We start from the raw sequence: 19,556 nt of genomic DNA on the forward strand, positions 1-19,556 counted from the left end.
ACCCTTCTGCTCTTCGTCTCAAGGAGCCTCTAGCGATGCATGGCCTTGAGTTCGACATCGCGCACCTTCTGGCCGGCAGCCTCGTCCTGGTCAGCTTCATGATGATCTATCAGGACCGGATCTACGCACTCCTGAACACCTTTGCGCTTCAGGCGGTGCTTCTGGCTCTTGCCGTGGCCTGGCAGGCCTGGATCCAGGAGGCGCACCACCTCTATGCCTCCGCCGCGCTCGCCCTGGTGTTCAAGGGCGTGATCGTGCCCTGGGCGTTGCACCGCATCGTCCAGCGGCTCGGCATCCATCGCGAGGTCGAGACGGTCGCGGGGGTCGTGCCGACGATGCTTGCCGGGATGGGGCTCGTTGCCCTTTCGATCCTTCTGATGCTGCAGCTGACCGCGGCGGCAGAGAACCCCCTTGCGCGAGAGGACCTGGCCTTCGCGCTGTCGGTGATCCTCCTCGGCATGCTGATGATGGTCACGAGGCGCAACGCCGTGACGCAGGTCGTGGGCTTCATGTCGCTGGAAAACGGGCTAATCCTTGCGGCCGCGGGCGCGCAGGGCATGCCGCTCGTCGTTGAGATAAGCGTCGCCTTTTCGGTGCTGATCGCGATGATCGTGGTCGGGGTGTTCCTGTTCCGCATCCGCGAGCGGTTCGATTCCGTCGATCTCGAGTCCCTGGACGAATTCCGGGGAGAGCGGCGATGACCGGCGCCGACGCCCTCGCCGCCGTACTGGCCCTGCCCGCAGGCGGTGCGGTGCTGCTTGCGCTCCTGCCGGGCTACCGGACGAGTGCGTGGCTCAACGTGGCCACCTCCTTCATGACCTTCGCGGCCGCGGCCGGTCTTCTGGTGCTCGACCGGCCCCCGGCGGGGGACTTCCTGCAGGTGGACGATCTCAACATCGTCTTCATCGTGCTGAATACCTTCGTGGGATTCACGGCGGCCTTCTTTTCCGCCAGCTACATCGGCCACGAACTGGAGATCGGGCGGGTGACTCCGGCCAACCTCCGGTTCTACCACGCCATGTACCAGATGATGATGTTCGGCATGAACCTGGCGCTCCTGTCGAACAACATCGGCCTGATGTGGGTGGCGATCGAGCTTGCGACGCTGACCACGGTGCTCATGGTCGGCCTTTACCGGACCCACGAGGCGCTGGAGGCGGCGTGGAAATACTTCATCCTCGGTTCGGTCGGCATCGCACTTGCGCTCTTCGGGACCATCCTAGTCTATGTGGCCGCACAGCCGGTGCTTGGCGAGGGCATGCCGTCGATGGTCTGGAGCAACCTGATCGCGGCGGCCCCGCGCTTCGATCCGGCGATGCTGAACGTGGCCTTCGTGTTCCTGCTGGTGGGCTATGGCACCAAGGTAGGACTCGCGCCGTTCCATGCCTGGCTGCCCGACGCCCACGCCGAAGGACCGACGCCGATCTCGGCGGTGCTTTCCGGACTTCTCCTCAACGTGGCGCTCTATGCATTGCTGCGCTTCAAGCTCCTGATGGCCGCCAACGAGACGGCAGTCGCCCCGGGGCCGCTGATGATCGCGCTCGGGCTCCTGTCGCTCGTCTTCGCGGCGCTCATGCTCTACCACCGCCGCGACATAAAGCGGCTGTTCGCATATTCCTCGATCGAACACATGGGGATCATTGTCTTCGCCTTCGGGATAGGCGGCCCGCTCGCCAACTTCGCGGGCCTCCTGCACATGGTCATGCACTCCCTCACCAAGTCCGCGATCTTCTTCGCGGTCGGCAACGTGACCCAGATCAAGGGGACGCAGAAGCTCGCCGATATCCGGGGGCTGACGCAAAGCCATCCGGTGCTCGGCTGGGGACTCGTGCTTGCCGTGCTGTCGATCGCGGGAATGCCGCCTTCCGGCGTGTTCATGAGCGAATTCCTCGTCGTGACCACCAGTTTCGCCCGGATGCCGGCCCTGGCGCTGATCCTGGTTCTCGGCCTCCTTCTGGCGTTCGGTGCGCTTCTCATGCGGCTGAGCGGGATCGCGTTCGGTGCGCCCTCGGACGGGGACAGGCCGATGCACGGATCGCTCGCGCCGCTCTGGCTGCATCTGGCGCTCGTCTATCTGATCGGCCTGCACATGCCACAGGCGATGGTAAGCTGGTTCCAGACCGTCGCGGCGATGCTTGGATGAGACGCGCATGACCGACCTTCCCGACCTCGCCTGGACCCGTTCGCGCGATTTCCGCGCGAGCCCCTTCACGGCCACGCCGGTCAGTCGGCAGGAATGGGAAACCCTGACGCAGGCGCTTGCCGGCGGCATGTTCACGATGATGAGCCTGTGGGGCGAAGAAGGTGCGGCCTGCATGGCGCTGCACGACCCCTTGACGCGGCGCGTTGCAGTGGCGCGCCTGGCCGCGGCGAGCGGCGTATTTCCCTCCGTCGGCGTCCATCACGCCCCGGCACAGCGGCTGGAACGCGCCGCGGCCGACCTCTTCGGCCTCGTGCCCGAGGGGGCCGCGGACGCCCGCCCCTGGCTCGACCATGGCCGATGGGAAATCGCCCATCCCCTTGGCGCGGCGTCGGCAAATCCCGGTCAACCGACCTATCGCTTCCTTCCAGTCTACGGCGAAAGCCTGAACGAGGTTCCCGTCGGCCCAGTTCATGCCGGGATCATCGAGCCGGGGCATTTCCGGTTCACCGCGCAGGGCGAGACGGTGGTGCGGCTCGAAGAGCGTCTGGGATATGTGCACAAGGGCATCGACCGGCTGATGCGAGGGGCGAGCCTTGCGCGCGGCGCCGAGCTTGCGGCGCGCACATCCGGCGACAGCACGGTGGGTTATTCCTGGGCTTTCGCCCAGGCCGTCGAGGCGGCGCTTTGCGTCGCCGTACCCGAACGCGCGTTCCGTTTGCGCGGACTGATGGCCGAAGTTGAACGGCTCGCCAACCACCTCGGCGACATCGGCGCGATCTGCAACGATGCGGCGTTTGCGATGATGCAGGCCCAGATGAGCGTGCTGCGCGAGAAGGTCCTGCGCGCCGCGCAGGAAGCCTTCGGCCACCGCTTCATGCGCGATCGGATCGTGCCGGGAGGAGTCGCCTCTGACCTCGACGCCGAAGGCGAGGGCGTGCTGCGCGCGCTGGTGGCGGAGGTCCGCGACCGGTTTCCGCCCCTGGTGGATCTCTACGACAACACCGCCTCGCTCCTCGACCGGACCGTGGCCACGGGAAGCGTCAGCGCCGACCTGGTCCGTCGCTTCGGGGCGGGCGGATACGTCGGCCGCGCTTCGGGCCGCGACTTCGACACGCGCCGGGACCTGCGCTATGCGCCCTACGACATGCTGAAGCTGGACGTGCCGGTGCAGGCTGAGGGCGACGTGAACGCACGGGTCTGGATCCGCATCCGCGAGGTGGAGCAGAGCTGTTCGCTGATCACGCAGATGCTGAATGCCCTGCCCCGGGGCGCGCTGCGCACGGACGTCGCGCAGGCCGGCGAGCCGCGCGAGGGGCTGGGGCTGATAGAAGGCTTCCGCGGCGACATCCTCGTCTGGCTCTCGCTCGATGCCGAGGGGCGCATCCGCCGCTGCCACATGCGCGACCCTTCCTGGTTCCAGTGGCCGCTGCTGGAAGCCGCGATCGAGGGCAACATCATCGCGGACTTCCCGCTCTGCAACAAATCCTTCAACTGCTCCTATTCCGGGCACGATCTCTGAGAGGCGGACGCGATGCGACGGTTTCTGCTCGAAGGCCTGATCCGGCCGCCGCTGACCGAAGCCGCGCCCGAACCGGATGCCGCGGCGGTGGAGGCGCTCGGCCAGGCCTTCGCGCAGGCCGGGCGCGAGACGCTGGGCCGCAGCCTCGCGATCCGCCAGGTCGATGCCGGCTCGTGCAATGGCTGCGAGCTGGAGATTCAGGCGCTGAGCAACCCCTACTACGATCTGGAACGGTTCGGGCTGCATTTCGTCGCCTCGCCGCGCCATGCCGATGTGCTCCTCGTCACCGGGCCGGTGACGCGCAACATGGCCGAGGCGCTCCGGCGCACCTATGACGCCACGCCGGGGCCGAAATGGGTGATCGCCGTCGGCGACTGCGCGAAGGGCGGCGGCTGCTTTGCCGGCAGCTACGCGATCGCCGGAGGGGTCGCGGCCGTGGTGCCGGTCGATCTTCACATCCCCGGCTGCCCTCCGGATCCCGTGGCGCTTCTCAAGGGGTTGCTTGCCCTCGTCGAACGGATGCGCACCGGGACCGGGACAGGCTGAGGGGCGGCAGCGGTGCCGGAGGCGCGGACGCCTGCGGGCGCGCCGGACACCACGGCACGACGCACCTGACGACGGCGGCTATGGCCGCGATGCAGCGTTCGCGCCGATGACCACGTGTTCCCGCCGGATAAGAAGATCCTCGGACCGCGCGAGATGGGCGCGCCCGGCGCGGTGGCCGTCGTGGACGGCATGGGCGATCAGCCCCGGCGCCCGCGCGTCGCCGATCCGCGCGAGCGTTGCAAGCCCGGCGTCCTGGAGCGCCAGCCACAGCGCGTCGCAGGGTTCGCGCGAGGTGACGGGGACGAAGCCCGCACAGGCGATCTGCGACAGCTTTCCGGTGAAGGGGCAGGCGAGCTCGACCGCGTCTGGTTTCAGGCCCGTGACGATGGTCGATGTCATGATCCGCACCCCGCGCTCGATGAGCCGCGTCTGAAGGCGCGCCTGTTCCGTGGTAAAGATCGACCATTCCGCCGCAACCTTGCCGGGCGTGACGTAGGTTACGTCCAGACCTTCGCCCGCCAGCCTGTCGGCGAGCGCTGAAGCGAGGTGATACTCCTCGTCGTCGAAGATCACGACCGGGCCCTTCGGCCGCGCGCCGCGCAGGATATGGTCGGGCGTCATCGTGCGGGGGTCAGCGAAGCTTGCCACCCCGGCCGGATGACTGCGGCCCCGCCCGTCGGCCCGCCAGAGACTGCCGGTGGCGACGAGGACGTGCCGCGCACCTGTCTCCATTACCGCGGCGCGGTCCATCTCGGAGGCTCGGTAGAGTTCGACATTCCTGAGCTTGCCGATCTGGTGGACACGCCAGTCCCGGACCCGCGCCCATTCCGAAAGACCCGGCAGAGAGGATTCCAACGTCACGCGCCCGCCCGGTTCGTCCGCCGCCTCGGCGAGCATCACCGGCACGCCGCGCCGGCCGAGCGTCAGCGCGGCCTCGAGCCCCGCTGGCCCGGCACCGACGACCAGCACCGGATCGGCACGGCCCACCACCGCGGGAGCCTTCTCCGGGTGCCAGCCCCGCCGCCATTCCTCGCCCATCGTCGGGTTCTGGGTGCAGCGGATCGGGGCTCCCAGCCAGTCGTGCGCATAGCAGATGTTGCAGCCGATACATTCGCGGATGTCCTCGAGTCGCCCCTCGCGAATCTTCGCCGGCAGGAACGGATCGGCGATCGAGGGGCGCGCGGCGCCGACGAGGTCGAGGATCCCGCGGCGGACCTGGCCCAGCATCGTCTCGGGGCTGGTGAAGCGGCCGACGCTGACCACGGGCTTGCCGGTCACTGCCCGGACATGGGCCACATGGCTCTCCAGTGCCGCCTCCCTGACAAAGCGCGAGGGGCCCATCTCCTGCCCGTAGTCGGGCACCGTCACGTCGAAGAGGTCGACAAGGGGTGCCACCCGCGCCAGAAGCTCCGACCGTTCCTCGCGGCCTGCGCCCGCCTCGTCATAGACCTCGATCCGCGTGGCAAGCGCCGCGCGATCGCCAAGAACCTCCCGGGTTTCCTCCACGAGATCGAGATAGAGCCGCGCCCGACCCGCCGCATCGCCGCCGTATGCGTCCTTCCGCCGGTTGGTCGTGGAGTCGAGGAACTGGGTCAGAAGATAGGTGTGCGCGGCATAGACATAGACGAGGTCGAACCCGGCCGCGAGAGCACGCCGCGCCGCCGCCCGGTGCCAGTCGCGCAGGTTCGCGATGTCCTGCCGGTCCATCCGCTGGCACTGCCAGGGATTGCGCTCGGCCATCATGCTGTCCGGCCCGAGCGGCGCCTCGCGGCTGAGCGCGTTGGACGACCGCTGACCGCCGTGCCAGAGCTCCACTCCGGCAAGCGCGCCATGCGCATGGACCGCCTCGGTCATGGCGGCGTGGTTTCGCACGTCGCCGTCGTCCCAGAGCGAGGCATAGGGCGCGTGCGTGTCGTCCGATGTGGGATGGATCGAGCAGTATTCGGTGTTCACCACGCCCCAGCCGCCCTCGGCCTTGACGCCCCGCATGGCCGCGAGCGTGTGCGGGTGGAGGTTGCCCATGCCGGTGCAATGCGGCACCTGGTAGAAGCGGTTCGGCGCGGTGACGGGGCCGATCCGCACCGGCTCGAACAGGATGTCGAAGCGGTGATCCCGGGTCATCTGGTTGCCATCCTAGATTGCCGCATGATCGTCACGGATCAGCCGCAGCCGGGTGAGCAGGGCCTCGGGAAGCGGTTCCGGTCCCGGCGCCGTCAGTCGCTGCCTCAGGTCGCGGTCGATGCGCTGAAGGAGGGTCTCGTCGGGCCGGTCGGTCGTGGACAGGGGCTCCTTGCCACCGAAATAGCGGCTCGCCCAGAGGTTCGTGCGGCAATGCCTCGCGGTATGCTCGTGACCAAGGACGGTACCCGTCAGGCCGATCTCGCGCAGCAGATCGAGCGCCAGCGTGTCGTCGCTGACCTCGGTCCCCGCCCAGAGGGTGCGCAGCATCCCGGCATAATCGTCGCAGAGCAGGAGCGCGTGCAGCGAATAGGTAATCCCCTGATCGAGCGATCCGAGATAGTCGCAGGTCGCCGGCCGGGTGTGATAGATCTGGCCCATCATGGTGGCGATCTCGAAAACCGCGTCCTGGCCGAAGCGGCGCGACCGCGCCTCGCCGCCGAGTCCGGTCAGGGACGGCAGACCCAGGTGCCGACGCACCTGGCAGATGAGTTGCTCGGCCAGCATCGTCTGCGGCAGGTTGCCGATGCCGCCCGTCGCCGGCTCCATGAAGTAGGGGTTGGTGGAACCAATGCAGAAGGCGCCCTCGCGCGCCGCCTGGCCGAGAACCATGCCCGCGAAATCGGTGGCGAGGCACTGGACGACCGTGCCAGCCGTGGTGATCGGCGTCGAGGCTCCGCCGATGGCAATCGTGCCCACGCTGAGCGGCACGCCGGCGCGCGCGGCAATCATGATCTGCTCGACATGCCCCGCGGCGTAGCAGAGGGGCAAGGGGGTGACGATGTGCAGGAAATAGGGCTTTTCGGCCAGTTCCGCACGCCCGCCCCTGAGCGCCGCGGCCATCTCGATCGCGGCCTCCAGCGAGCGGGTCCATTCGCAGAGGTATTCAAGCGGCTTGGTCGTGTTCTCCATCATGCAGAGGAACTCGCCGATCTCGCCGCGGAGGGTCGAATTCGGTACGTCCTTGCAGGCCACGCAGACCGCGTCGATGTTGTCGAGCCCGTCGGCGATGCGGGTGATCGTGGCTAGGTCCGCGCGCGTGCTGTCGCGCGGCTCGCCGGTGACCTCGTCGTAGACCTTGATGCAGGTCATGCCGGGCATGAACCAGGTGTGGTGCGCGTCGATGTCGATGGCCCGCGTCGCGTCGCGGCTCCACAGCCGGACCGACTTTGCCACTGTCGCGAGCGCCCTCCTGACGACAAACGCAGGCATCCGCACCACGCCGTCAGGGGTGACGGTGCATCCGGCTTGCGTCAGCAGGGCCTCCGCTTCGGTCCCCGGCTCGAAGCGCAGGCCGATCTCGGCAAGAAGCGTCAGGGCGGCATCGACAATTCGCTCCGCGTCCGTGGGGGCGATCGTGTCATAGGGTCGGCTGGAAGCCGCGTGGGTACCACGAGGCTGCGGTGCCGCGGCTTCCGGCGCGGTGCGTTGGCGTTGCATGGCGCGGCGCATGGCTCATCCCTCAGGGTCGTTTGTTAAATATTGATTAACAGGTCAGTCAAAATCTGGCAACTGCCATCGCCGCCTGCAATCGCGGAGCGGCCCTTTCGGACGGCCACGCGGGAATCCGAGCCATGCTGCCATCATCGAGCGGCGGGCGATCGCGCTACTTCCGACCCGCACAAACGCTCGCAGGGTTCGCGTCGCGGCGATCGGGATCCGAGTCCCCGGGCCTCGGGACGCGACCGCGAGGACCCGTCTGGCGAAAGGCAAGCTCTTGCGAAAACCGGCTGTTGCATCCGATCGAGATGGAGCACCCGCGGCACCGGATGCCGGACGGTGCCCGGGACCCTCGGGCTCACGTCGCGGCGCCGGGCGCCGACAGCGGAACGGCGGTCAGATAGGTCTCCTTCATGAAGCCGATGAAGCTGTCGCGGAACTGACGTGTGTGGGCATGGGCGAGGGCGTCGGCGCGTTCCACGTCCCGCACCCGGATCGCCTCGAGCATTTCGTCATGCTCGTCGGTGAGAAGATAGCCGTCATGGGTGCGCTCCAGGTAGTCGAAATGAAGGTGGAGCATCCGTCGGCCGTGATCGAGCAGCCGCTGGTAGAAGGCCGCCAGGTAGGAGTTCCGGCCTGCGGCGGCGATGGCCATGTGAAACTGCTTGTTGGTCTCTGACATCGGCAGGTGCTTGCCGGATTTCACGGCACGTTCGAAGGCGCGCTGACGCTCGGCGATGGCCTTCAGGTCGGCGTCTGTCCGCAGTTCCGCCGCAAGCCGCGTGTTCATGCGCTGCGCGATGTCGAGCGCCTCGACATATTTCGGGAAGCTCGTGATCTCGATCGGGGCCACGATGGTGGACCGGTTGGGCAGCATCACCACCAGATCCTCGCCCGCTAGCCGGATCAACGCCTCGCGGACGGGCGAGCGCGACATTCCGAATCGTTCGGCCAGCGTCGTTTCGTCGAGGAGTTGCCCAGGCGCGAGGGCGAGGGACAGAATCTCGTCGTGGATCGTCTCGTATGCCAGGCGTGACCCTGCGCCACGGACACGCCTGATTTCCTGCTCGTCTTCCATGGCTGCATCTCCGGAACCTTTGGGCAGAGAGTAGCGCGGCCACCAATTCGTGTCGACACAGATTATGATCTATTGACTTGTCGTCACGCTGTCGGCATGAATGGCGAGGTCGACACCGCTCCGGCACCGGAATCAGGGACCGGCGCGAGTTGGCCGACAAGGCGCAGGGATGGGGGGCCGAATGTTCGCGAACGGGACCGGGAAGCTGTCCGCCATCATGCCGGCAGGTCCGTCGAGCGCGCTCCAGCCTTGCGAAGGACGGGCGATCACAACGGCTGTCGGGATGGTGAAGCGCATGTTCGCCGGCCAGAGCATCGCGCAGACCATGCGGTCGGATGTCGCGCTGGCGGTCGTGGCACCGGTCGGCTTCGTCATTGCATCCCAGCGGGAAGGGTGCGTCACACGGATCGAGCGGCAGATGCCCTGGAGACCCGCTGTCCGACAGCACGAGGAAAGGATTCACACATGCTGAAACTCTCTGGCGTCATGCCTGCGCTCGTCACCCCCTTTGACGGCAAGGGCCAGATCGACTTCGCCGCTTTCGAAAGGCACCTTCTGGCCCTGCGCGCAGCGGGCGTTTCGGGGTGGGTTCCCTGCGGATCGTCGGGCGAATACAACCTGATGAGCGATGACGAACGCGATTCCGTCCTGCGCTTCGTCAAGGAGTCCGCGCGTCCGGGCGAGACGCTGATCGCCGGGACCAACGCGCCCTCGACCGCCGGGGTGATCGCCAACACGCTGCGCGCCAAGGCGATGGGCTATCACGCCGTCCTTCTGGCCGTGCCCTTCTACACCAAGCCGACACAGGCCGAGATCGTCCGCCATTTCAACGCGGTGATCGACGCGACCGACATGAACATCGTGCTCTACTCCTATCCCGGCAAGGACGGGGTCGAGATCGAGTACGAGGCGCTCGACGCCCTTGCCGACAATCCCCGGATCATCGCCATCAAGGAATCCTCGGGCGTCCTGCAGCGCGCCATCGGTATCGCAACGCGCTATGCCGGCCGTATCCAGCTTGTCTCCGGCTCGGACGACATCGCCTGGGACTTCATGCACTGGGGCGCCGACAGCTGGATCTGCGGGCCGGCCAACTGCATGGCGAAACCCGTCTGCGAGATGGATGCCGCCTTCCGCAAGGGCGACCATGCCCGTGCGAAGGCGATCATGCAGGCGGTCTGGCCGGCGATGAACGTGCTGGAATCGGGCAAGTTCGTGCAGAAGCTGAAATACGGCTGCGAACTGCAGGGCAATCCGGTCGGCGAATGCCGCATGCCCTTCGGCCCGCTGACCGATGCGGAGAAGGCCGAGTTCGCGGCGGCGATGCAGCCGATCCTCAACTGGAAATGATCCGCATTCCGGGTGGCGAAAGGCCGCCCGGATCATCCGCCGGGAGAGCAGCATGACCACCATCGTCATCGGCGCGGGCATCATCGGCACCGCCATTGCCCATGATCTCCAGAAGCGCGGACGACAGGTCGTTCTGATCGACCGCGACGCGCCGGGGCGGGGTGCCTCCTTCGGCAACATGGCCAGCATCGCCGTGACGGAGTTCATGCCGGCCTCGCGCCCCTCCGTCTGGCGGCAAATCCCCGGCTGGATGCTGGACCCCGAAGGCCCGGTCCGGATCCGTCCCGGCTACATGCCGAAACTCGTCCCGTGGTTCCTGCGCTTCATCGCGGCCTCGCGCCCGTCCAAGCTGCGCGACCTCGAAGCACAGGGCGCCGCCCTCTGCGCCCGGTCGCTCGACGACACGCTGGACCTCTTGCGCGAGACGGGGCTTGAAGGCGAGATCACCGAGGAAGGCTGCCTCTCGCTCTACACGGACGAGGCCGAGTTCAAGGCCGACCGCGACCATATCGGGGTCCTCGAGCGTTTTGGCTTCCCGCACGAGGTCCTCGGGCGGCAGGCGATCCGGGCGCTTGAGCCGGAACTCTCCGACAGGATCGGCCTTGCCGTGCTCTTCCCGCAGAACCGCTCGGTGAAGGACCCCTACCGGCTCGTCCTTGCGCTGGCCGACCGTTTCACCGCGATGGGCGGGCGGATCGAGAAAGGCGAGGTGACGCGCTTCGTTCGCGGCGAAGGTATCCGCGAGGTGGTGCTGAGGGACGGCCGCCGCCTCGCCGCCGACGAGGTGGTGATCGCGGCCGGGGCCTTCTCGGCACGGCTGGCAAAGGACCTTGGCGAGCCGATCCCCCTGGAGACCGAGCGCGGCTATCACACCCAGATCATGGCGCCCGGAATTTCCATGCGCCATTCGATCATCTGGCCCGCCCGCGCCTTCATGGTCACCCCCACGGCGGGCGGCGTCCGTGTCGGCGGCACGGTGGAGATGGCGGGGCTCGATGCGCCGCCCGACTACCGCCGCGCGAAGATCACGGTGAAGCGCGCGAAGGAGGCTTTGCCAGCCCTGCGCTGCGAGGAGTTCACCGAGTGGATGGGCCACCGCCCGGCGCTGCCCGATACGGTGCCGATCCTCTCGGCCTCGGCCCGCACGAAGGGGGTATTCTATGCCACCGGACACGGCCATCTCGGGCTCACCTATGCCGCGACGACGGCGCGTCTGATGGGCGAACTGATCTCCGGCGCGACACCGTCGGTCGATCTTGCGCCCTATCGGGTGGACAGATTCTAGGGGGGAACCATGACGCTGGACGGCCAGACGATTCTTGTCACCGGAGCGACGGGTGACATCGGCCGGGCTATCTGCACCGCGCTGGTTGGGCAGGGCGCGCGCGTGGTTATCCATTATGGCCGCAGCCGCGATGCCGCCGAATCGCTGCTGGACGCCTTGGGCGGGCGGGGTTGGTGCCTTTGCGCCGATCTGGCCGACCCGCACGGCGCCACTGCGCTTTGGCAGTCGGCCGAAGAGGCGGCGGGGCGGATCACCGGTCTGGTCAACAACGCCGGCATCCGCAGCGAAGTGCCGCTGGAGGCCGCCTTGCCGGACTGGCAGGCCGTGTGGAACCGCGAGTTCCGGGTGAACTTCCTTGCGGCGGTCGATCTGTGCCGCAGCGCGGTGCTGCACTTTCGGGCCAATGGCGGCGGGCGGATCGTCAACATGGCCAGCCGGGCTGGGCAGCGCGGCTATGCGTCGAACGCCATGGCCTATGGGGCCACGAAAGCCGCGCTGATCAATCTGACCAAGTCGCTGGCCCAAAGCCACGGGCACGAAGGCATCGTCACCGTCGCCCTTGCGCCCGGCTGGGTACGCACCGGCATGGCCGAGGCCTACGTCGCCCAACACGGCCCGGCCGCGGCTCTGGCCGGCATTCCCGTCGGAGCCATGGCTACCACCGGCGAGATTGGCGATCTGGTCGCCTTCGTCTGCCGTCCCGACCAGATTTCGTTGAACGGGGCGGTGCTGGATGTCAACGGCGGCAGCTATCTGCGCTAGGAGCTCGGGATGCGCTTTCAGGACAAGGTGGTCGTGGTCACGGGGGCGGCCGGGGGCATAGGTGCCGCCATCGTACAACGATTTGCGTCAGAAGGGGCGCGGGTCGTGGTGACGGATGTGAACGCCGAGGGTGTTGCGGCGACGGCGTCGGCGGTGCAGGTCGCGGGCGGGCGGGCCCGGGGGGTCGTCTCCGACATCTCGAAGGTCGACGGCTGCAGGGCGATCATCGCGGATACGCTTGCGCAAGAGGGCCGCATCGACGTGCTGTGCAACAATGCCGGCATCAACCGGCGCGGCCCCTTGCTGTCGCTGGCGCCCGAGGACTGGGACCTGTCCTTTGCGGTCAACCTGGATGCGATGTTCCACCTGTGCCAGGCGGCATTGCCGCCCATGATCGCGCAGGGCGGCGGTGCCATCGTCAACACCGCCTCGCAATGGGGGCTTCACCCCGCGCCGAACCACATTGCCTACAATGTGACCAAGGCCGCAGTGGCCAGCTTTACCCAGAACCTTGCCCGCGACTATGCACCCCAGAAGATCCGCGTGAACGCCGTGTGCCCCGGCGAAATCCATACGCCGATGCTGGAGGCAGGTGTCCGTCTGTCGGGGCGCACGATCGCCGACCTTGACAGGCTGGTGCCCTATGGCCGCATTGGTCGGCCCGAAGAGGTGGCCGCACTGATCGCCTTTCTTGCCTCGGACGAGGCCGCCTACATGTGCGGCTCGCTGGTCGAGATCACGGGCGCGCAGGCGGTGTGCTAGGGGAAAGGAAACAGGGTCATGCGCTGGAGTCGGACCGTCCAGACTGTGGATGTGCACTGCGCGGGCGAGATCGGCCGCGTGATCACCGGCGGCGTCCTGAACATCCCCGGCGCGACCATGGCCGAGAAGCTCGACCATCTGAACCGGGTCGACGACAGCCTGCGCCGGATGCTCTGTTCCGAACCCCGCTCTGCCCCGGCGGGGTCGTTCTGCCTGCTGGTCCCTGCGTGCGATCCGGCGGCGGACGTGGGGCTGATCATCCTGCAACCCGATCAGGCTCATGCGATGTCCGGGTCCAACGCCATGTGCGCGACGACGGCGCTACTGGAAACCGGCATGATCGCGATGGAGGAGCCGGTGAGCACGGTCACCTTCGACACCGCCGCAGGGCTGGTGAGGGCCACCGCCGCCTGTAAGGACGGCAAGGTGGTGAAGGTGACGCTGGACATGCCGCCCGCCTTCGTCGCGAAACAGGATGCGGTGATCGAAACGGCCGAATGGGGCAAGGTCCGCTATGACCTGTGCTTTGGCGGGGTGTTCTATGCGCTGGTGGATGTCGATCAGATCGGCCTGACCATCGCGCCGGAGAACGCCCGCCACTTGGCCACCGTCGGGGTCGCCCTGCGCAACCTGATCGCCGCGCAGGAACCCGCACCGCACCCGACCACGCCTGCGCTGGATGGCCTTGCCTATGTCATGTTCAAAAGTGACGAACCGGACGGCGGCTTGCGCACCTGCACCACCCTGCGCCCCGGCCGCGCGGATCGCTCGCCTTGTGGCACGGGGTCGAATTCCAACATGGCCGCCCGCCATGCGCGGGGGCGGGCGAAGCCGGGGGATATGGTCGTCTCCCGCTCCATCATCGGCGGCGAGTTCGTGACCGAGTTCGTCGAGGAAACCAGGATCGGGCCCTATGCCGCCACGCGCAATCGCGTGTCGGGCCAGTGCTGGATCTACGGCCTCAGCCAGATCGGGCTCGACCCGACGGACCCCTTTCCGCAGGGCTTCACCCTGTCGGACACCTGGGGCGGGTAAGGGGCCGACCGCGACACCGCGCGCGTACAGCGGGCCCTCCACCGTGCGGATCTACACCGAAGATCTGCCGTTGGGCACAGCCGTCAGGCGGAAGATGCCGGGGCCTTTCCGGGCGCCTTGAAAGGTCCGGGTATGGCCATGCTCGGACGCTAGCCGTCACCCCTGCGCCGCCCGAAGCCGAGTCTGTCTGGGCGAAGCGTCCATGACGCCCGGCGCCCATTAGCAACCCTTATCGTGCGCATACGAACAATTCGTTGGAGAATTTCAGGGCTTTCCAGCAGAAATGCCTTGCGAATTGATCCTTCACCGACGACCCGGGGATCAGTTCGATATCGGGCGCGACGATCTGGCGCGGAACCGGCGACCCGGCCAGGCACGTGCCGCAATGCATAGTTGAAGTGACATCATGAAGGTTATCTGAGCTCCAGGACATTTATTCGTTCCCCTTGCCGTGGAGCCGCCGGCGTCCGTCGGTGGCTCGCATTCCCTTCGTGGCGGCGACGGGTCCTGGCAGCCCGCGCGAATGAGGTCTTGTCGCCCCGGTTTTTTTGGGGCGAGGGTCGCGAATTCTCGCGATCGCCAGCGACCAGACCGGTTTGAACGACAACAGATTGGGATTTGACATGAATCTTATTGAGACATCCATTCTTCGGGAAGACCACGGCGGACCCATCCAGGTGCGCCTGCCTTCGCAAGGCGAAGACCTTCGGCAGGATCCGGACGGTCGTCGGCCAGCTTCCCGTCGGCGCATGAACGCTGAAGCGACGACGAGCCATCGTGCGGAGCCGCTCGCGGTGCGAGCCGCGGGTGGGGCGCAGGTGAGTGCGCGCGCCAGCAGACTGCGTGCCTGGGCGACGGCTTTCGTCGCCCGTCTCCGGATGCGCCATGCCGCGCGTGCCGAAGCCCGCGCGATCCGGATGACGGCGTACGAACTCGACAAGTTCAGTGATCACAGCCTGCGTGACATCGGCTTCATCCGCGGCTCGATCGAGTCCGCGCTTCGCGAACACTCGTCGTCGCAGGGGCAAGCGGCCAGTCGCCGCTGAGTAGGCAGGGGGCGAGCGTCCGGCACCCCGGCCGCCCCATCACCCCCAGCGCAAACTTCGAAAACCCAGAACAGGACAATCAAGGAGAGACCATCATGACGGCCCTTCCTTCATCCTTCGACCCAAACAGCGCTGTACCGGTTCCGGCGGTGGACCTTTCGGCGGTGCTGTCGATGATCGCCAGTGCTGCCAGACCGAGCCTGGCTTCCCGGCCACAGCGCGCGGCCACCGGCCCGGCGAACCGGGCGTATCCCGCAAACCGAGTCTCGACTTCCGTTCGCAAGATGCCCGGTCACCAGCGCAACCAGGCGCCAGAGGAAACTCGCCTCGATGACGCGGTGGTCGGCGCAGAGTGGCTGGTCCGCAGCCTGCTGGCCTGCATCGCGGCGGGCGTGACCGGGGCCGCCACTGCGGGGGCGCCGTCCGAGAGCCCGCGGTTTCCGTTCGGCAAGGCCTGCCTCCACCTCGACTCGGCAAGGCTGATCGATGCCGACGGAACCGAAATCCCTCTGACGGCGATGGAGTACCAGTTGCTCAAGCTCTTCGCATTGAACCGCGGAAGGGTGCTGAACCGTGACCAGATCCTCGAAGGGGCGCACGACCGCTCCTGGGATCCGTTCGATCGGTCGATCGACATCCGCATCTCGCGCATCCGAAAGAAGATCGAGGTGAACCCCAAGAAGCCGGAGGTGATCCGCACCGTGCGAGGCATAGGCTATGTCTACGATCCCGCCTGACGCAGCGGGAAAGCGGCGAGACCGGCTTTGCCAGGCAAGCGACGACGACCCGCCGGAAGGGAACGAAAGAAGCGCCGCGCAGTGCCGCGGCGCTTTTTCGTTTTGCTGCCGGCGACCATCGAAACCATTGAAACATGGCGCGAAATGGCGGTGAAACGGGGCCGGGCTAGGTGACCTTCCATCGGACGACGGATCGTCCGCGCAACGTTCCACAGGAAAGGACACCTCACATGACCACCGCAACTCTGGAAAAACCCGCCAAGGTCGCGATCAACGGCGTCGATGTCCCGACGCTTGTCGCGACGCTCGGCGTCGTCGGCCAGCAGCCCGACATCGCCCGTTTCACCTTCCGCGCGAAGGGCGAATGGCTTTCTGGCACCCATTCCCGGATCGCGTTCTCCGACTACTACGGCGCCATGGCAGAGCAGGAGCACCGGCAGAAGCACACGATCGACGGGGACCACACCGAGGTGCTCTGCGGCGCTGACAACGGTGTGACCCCGGTCGAGATGCTGCTGGCCGGCCTGTCGGCCTGCATCACCGCCGGCATCGGCAACATCGCGTCCATCCGCCAGGTGAAGCTCCACTCCGTCGAGACGACGATCGAGGGCGACATCAACCTTAATGGCATCTTCGGGCTCGACAAGTCGGCGCGCAACGGTTTCTCGGGCGTGCGTGCGACCTTCAGGATCAAGGGTGACGCCCCGGACGAGGTGCTCGAGCAGATCGTGCAGCAATCGGTGGCGCGCTCGGCAGTGTTCGACGTGCTCACGAACGGTGTGCCCGTCACCATCGCGGCGATCGCCGGCTGACGCGGTCGCGGGCGGTCGGTCCGCCCGCCACCTTCCCTTGATCCGATGAAAGGACTGTCGATGAAATCCCTGTTCAAGTCCCCGCAGCCGAAGAGCTATGGCAACGGATTCGACGTCGCCACCCGAAAGGCCGACGTTGACGCTTCTGCCCAATGGTGGATGCAGAACTCCCTCGTCCCGTTCGAGCGCTATGACGAGCACGAGGAACGCGCCCCCGGCATCGCGGCCTGACGGCGTCCACTCCGGCGCTTGGGCCTGCGCCCGCAGCCCTGTCGGCTGCGGGCGTCTCTTTTCCGCCAATCGGTGTCGGAAACAACTGAAACCTTATCGTCCGCTTCCCGTCGACGGGCTGAAACACCGCCCCGCCTGGTTGCGGCCGACCAATTGAATCGAGGTGGAAATCATGTCCGCGCGTACGGATGTCATCGTCGTGGGCGCGGGGCCGGCGGGCCTTGCGATGAGCCGGTCCCTGAGCCTGCGGGGCATCGCGCATGTGGTAATCGAACGGGGCGGGGTCGGCGAACGCTGGCATTCCGAACGCTGGCCAGGGCTCAACCTGCTGACGCCCACCTGGATGAATGGCCTTCCGGGCCTCGTGCCTGATGGCGCGGGCGACGACTTCATGCCGGCAGCCGGATTTGCCGCGTTCCTCGACCGCTATCGGGCCGAAACTGCGGCCCCGGTGATTACCGGCTGTGCGGTTCGCTCGGTAACCGAGAGCGGATCCGGCTTCCGCGTCCTTGCGACGCTTGGCGAATGGCAATGCCGGGCCATCGTCGTGGCGACGGGCGCCTGCGACCACGCGGCAGTCCCGGCCTGGTCCCGCGACCTGCCCGGCAGGCTGCAACAGGTCACGCCCGCGCAGTACCGCGGGCCGGGGGATCTGCCGGCGGGGCGCGTCCTCGTCGTCGGCGCCTCGGCAACCGGGGTCCAGATCGCCGCCGACCTGCGGGGGAGCGGCCGGGAGGTCATCCTGTCGGTCGGCCGGCATGTGCGTGCACCGCGCCGGTATCGGGGGCGGGATCTGTTCCACTGGCTCCATCGCAGCGGATTTCTGCACGAGCCCCGAGCCCGTGGCAGCGCGCGCCCCGCCGCGCTTCCCTCGCTGCAACTCGTGGGCCATTCGGACAACCGCGAGATCGGCCTCGTCACGCTGGCCGCCCAGGGGGTTGCAGTCGCCGGACGGGCCATGGGCACCGACGGGGACCGGATCCGCTTCGCGCCCTCGCTTGCAATGGAATGCGCGGCTGCCGAGGTGCGGCGGCGGAAGCTCCTTGCGGTCGCCGACCGGCACATCGAGGTGACAGGGCTCGCCACCCCGACCGAGGATGAAGCCTGGGAGGCCCGCGTACCGCCGGTCGAGGCTTTCGCCGGGGACAGGATCGCCACCGACGCGATCGGGACCGTGATCTGGGCGACGGGTTATTCCCGCGCCTACCCCTGGCTGCGGGTTCCGGCCCTTGACGGGGCCGGAGAGATCATCAGCGACGGAGGGCACACCCCCGTCGCCGGGCTCTTCACGCTCGGCCTCCCGTTCATGCGGCACCGCAGTTCCGCCTTCATCCATGGCCTCGGCCGCGACGCCGAGTCGATCGCGGCCTCGGTCGCACTCCACCTCGATACCGCAGCCACGCGGGTTGCCTGAAGGAACCGCCCAATGAGCACTGGAACAACGAAGTCCTACGACGCCGTGATCGTCGGCGCCCGCTGTGCCGGCGCCGCGACCGCTCTCCTTCTTTCGGCGCACGGGGCTAGAGTGCTCGTCGTCGACCACGACCAGCCGGGCACCGACACGATGTCCACCCATGCGCTGATGCGCGGCGTGGTGATGCAGCTCAGGAAGTGGGGAGTGCTCGATGAGATCGTCCGCGCCGGAACGCCACCCGTCCGGCGCACGAGCTTCATCTACGACGGCCACGCCGTCGTCGACGTCGACATAAGGCCCGAACATGGGGTCGATGCGCTTTTCGCGCCGCGCCGTCGGCTTCTCGACGCGACGCTCGCTGAAGCGGCGGGCGCGTCGGGGGCCGAATTCCGGTACGCGACCGGCTGCGCCGGGCTCGTCGCCGACGAGGCCGGGCGTGTGAGGGGCATCAGGCTCCGGTCAGCGCGCGGCCCGGTCGAGGAGGTCCGCGCCGGTATCGTGATCGGAGCCGACGGCCGCCGGTCCGCGGTCGCGCGTCACGTCGCCGCACCCGTGACCCGCCAGGCCCGACACAGCATCGGCTGCATATACAGCTACATGCACGGAATTCCCTACGACGGGTATCGCTGGCATTTCGCGCACGGGGCCGCGGGCGGGATCATTCCGACCAACGACGGGCTTTCCTGCGTGTTCGTGGCGGTGCCGCCGGGCGTTCTGACCGAAGCCCGCGCGGCTGGCACCGCGTCGCAGGGCGCGCTCATCGCGCGCCACCTGCCGATGCTCGCCGCCGAGATCGAAGGTACGACGCCTGCGGAAGGGCCGGTCACTTTCGCCGGGGCGCGCGGGTACCTGCGCCAAGCAACGGGAGAGGGCTGGGCCCTGGTGGGCGACGCCGGCTACTTCCGGGATCCGCTTACCGCCCACGGCATCACCGACGCCCTCAGGGATGCCGAAAACCTCGCCGACGCGATCACGACGGGCAACCTTTCCGAATACACGGCACTGCGCGACCGGCTGTCATTTGACGTCTTCGACCTGACGGACCGGATCGCGGGGCTCGATTGGTCCATGGAAGGCGTCCAGGACCTGCACCGCAAGCTCAACAAGGTGATGAAGGCCAATCAGGACTGGATCGCCGGGCTGAGCGGGGTGGTCGGCCAGGCCGCATGACAGTGCCGCGCGTGTCAGCGGCTCGTGTGCCGTGCGGCCTGGCCGCCT

The 19,556-nt window shown here is 67.5% G+C and carries 18 protein-coding genes; 15 read left to right on the forward strand and 3 right to left on the reverse strand.

Annotation, left to right across the window (positions count from 1 at the left end):
* Positions 1 to 35 precede the first annotated feature (35 nt).
* Genes ACMUOO_RS08015 through ACMUOO_RS08030 form a run of 4 tightly spaced genes read left to right on the forward strand, consistent with a single transcriptional unit; the run spans position 36 to position 4,208 of the window.
* Positions 36 to 701 carry a hydrogenase-4 component E gene (locus tag ACMUOO_RS08015; RefSeq protein ID WP_301920538.1) on the forward strand — a complete coding sequence of 222 codons (666 nt, stop codon included), beginning with the start codon at positions 36 to 38 and terminating at the stop codon, positions 699 to 701.
* A complete protein-coding gene (locus ACMUOO_RS08020) occupies positions 698 to 2,143 on the forward strand; it encodes a hydrogenase 4 subunit F (RefSeq protein ID WP_301920539.1) in 1,446 nt (481 codons plus the stop codon). The genes ACMUOO_RS08015 and ACMUOO_RS08020 overlap by 4 nt, the downstream gene beginning before the upstream one ends.
* 7 nt (positions 2,144 to 2,150) lie before the next feature.
* Positions 2,151 to 3,662 carry an NADH-quinone oxidoreductase subunit C gene (locus ACMUOO_RS08025; protein ID WP_301920540.1) on the forward strand — a complete coding sequence of 504 codons (1,512 nt, stop codon included), beginning with the start codon at positions 2,151 to 2,153 and terminating at the stop codon, positions 3,660 to 3,662.
* 12 nt (positions 3,663 to 3,674) lie between these two features.
* Entirely contained in the window at positions 3,675 to 4,208 is a 534-nt protein-coding gene (locus tag ACMUOO_RS08030) for an NADH-quinone oxidoreductase subunit B family protein (protein WP_301920541.1), read from the forward strand.
* A gap of 78 nt (positions 4,209 to 4,286) precedes the next feature.
* On the opposite strand, the gene ACMUOO_RS08035 is transcribed toward ACMUOO_RS08030, so the two are convergent.
* From ACMUOO_RS08035 to ACMUOO_RS08045, 3 genes are all read right to left on the reverse strand, one after another.
* On the reverse strand, positions 4,287 to 6,329 hold the full coding sequence (locus ACMUOO_RS08035) for an FAD-dependent oxidoreductase (RefSeq protein ID WP_301920542.1): 2,043 nt from the start codon (positions 6,327 to 6,329) through the stop codon (positions 4,287 to 4,289).
* Between the two features lie 12 nt (positions 6,330 to 6,341).
* Complete coding sequence (locus ACMUOO_RS08040) at positions 6,342 to 7,838, reverse strand: trimethylamine methyltransferase family protein (protein WP_413854994.1); 1,497 nt, start codon at positions 7,836 to 7,838, stop codon at positions 6,342 to 6,344.
* A 346-nt stretch (positions 7,839 to 8,184) separates the two neighbouring features.
* The gene (locus ACMUOO_RS08045; RefSeq protein ID WP_301920544.1) at positions 8,185 to 8,904 is read right to left on the reverse strand and encodes a GntR family transcriptional regulator; all 720 of its coding nucleotides are present in this window, start codon (positions 8,902 to 8,904) and stop codon (positions 8,185 to 8,187) included.
* A gap of 465 nt (positions 8,905 to 9,369) precedes the next feature.
* Here ACMUOO_RS08045 and ACMUOO_RS08050 point away from each other — a divergent pair, with 465 nt between their 5' ends.
* The 11 genes from ACMUOO_RS08050 to ACMUOO_RS08100 all read left to right on the forward strand — a co-directional run bounded on the left by ACMUOO_RS08050 (position 9,370) and on the right by ACMUOO_RS08100 (position 19,508).
* Positions 9,370 to 10,254: a dihydrodipicolinate synthase family protein gene (locus ACMUOO_RS08050; protein ID WP_301920545.1), complete on the forward strand. Its 885-nt coding sequence runs from the start codon at positions 9,370 to 9,372 to the stop codon at positions 10,252 to 10,254.
* A 52-nt stretch (positions 10,255 to 10,306) separates the two neighbouring features.
* On the forward strand, positions 10,307 to 11,539 hold the full coding sequence (locus tag ACMUOO_RS08055; RefSeq protein WP_301920546.1) for an NAD(P)/FAD-dependent oxidoreductase: 1,233 nt from the start codon (positions 10,307 to 10,309) through the stop codon (positions 11,537 to 11,539).
* 9 nt (positions 11,540 to 11,548) lie between these two features.
* Positions 11,549 to 12,301: an SDR family NAD(P)-dependent oxidoreductase gene (locus tag ACMUOO_RS08060; protein WP_301920547.1), complete on the forward strand. Its 753-nt coding sequence runs from the start codon at positions 11,549 to 11,551 to the stop codon at positions 12,299 to 12,301.
* A 9-nt stretch (positions 12,302 to 12,310) separates the two neighbouring features.
* On the forward strand, positions 12,311 to 13,063 hold the full coding sequence (locus tag ACMUOO_RS08065) for an SDR family NAD(P)-dependent oxidoreductase (RefSeq protein ID WP_301920548.1): 753 nt from the start codon (positions 12,311 to 12,313) through the stop codon (positions 13,061 to 13,063).
* A gap of 18 nt (positions 13,064 to 13,081) precedes the next feature.
* Positions 13,082 to 14,098, forward strand: coding sequence for a proline racemase family protein (locus tag ACMUOO_RS08070; protein WP_413854995.1), 1,017 nt, complete (start codon positions 13,082 to 13,084; stop codon positions 14,096 to 14,098).
* A 623-nt stretch (positions 14,099 to 14,721) separates the two neighbouring features.
* Positions 14,722 to 15,144, forward strand: coding sequence for a hypothetical protein (locus ACMUOO_RS08075; RefSeq protein ID WP_301920550.1), 423 nt, complete (start codon positions 14,722 to 14,724; stop codon positions 15,142 to 15,144).
* 95 nt (positions 15,145 to 15,239) lie between these two features.
* The gene (locus ACMUOO_RS08080; RefSeq protein ID WP_301920551.1) at positions 15,240 to 15,881 is read left to right on the forward strand and encodes a winged helix-turn-helix domain-containing protein; all 642 of its coding nucleotides are present in this window, start codon (positions 15,240 to 15,242) and stop codon (positions 15,879 to 15,881) included.
* A 230-nt stretch (positions 15,882 to 16,111) separates the two neighbouring features.
* Positions 16,112 to 16,693, forward strand: a complete 582-nt coding sequence (locus ACMUOO_RS08085) for an OsmC family protein (protein ID WP_301920552.1) — start codon at positions 16,112 to 16,114, stop codon at positions 16,691 to 16,693.
* Positions 16,694 to 16,753: 60 nt separating this feature from the next.
* Positions 16,754 to 16,924 (forward strand): hypothetical protein, encoded by a 171-nt coding sequence (locus tag ACMUOO_RS08090; RefSeq protein WP_301920553.1) that lies wholly within the window; start codon positions 16,754 to 16,756, stop codon positions 16,922 to 16,924.
* A 172-nt stretch (positions 16,925 to 17,096) separates the two neighbouring features.
* Positions 17,097 to 18,338 carry a flavin-containing monooxygenase gene (locus tag ACMUOO_RS08095; RefSeq protein ID WP_301920554.1) on the forward strand — a complete coding sequence of 414 codons (1,242 nt, stop codon included), beginning with the start codon at positions 17,097 to 17,099 and terminating at the stop codon, positions 18,336 to 18,338.
* Between the two features lie 12 nt (positions 18,339 to 18,350).
* Entirely contained in the window at positions 18,351 to 19,508 is a 1,158-nt protein-coding gene (locus ACMUOO_RS08100; protein WP_301920555.1) for an NAD(P)/FAD-dependent oxidoreductase, read from the forward strand.
* Positions 19,509 to 19,556 lie beyond the last annotated feature (48 nt).

Source organism: Albidovulum sp. (genome assembly GCF_041919395.1).
GTDB lineage: Bacteria > Pseudomonadota > Alphaproteobacteria > Rhodobacterales > Rhodobacteraceae > Albidovulum.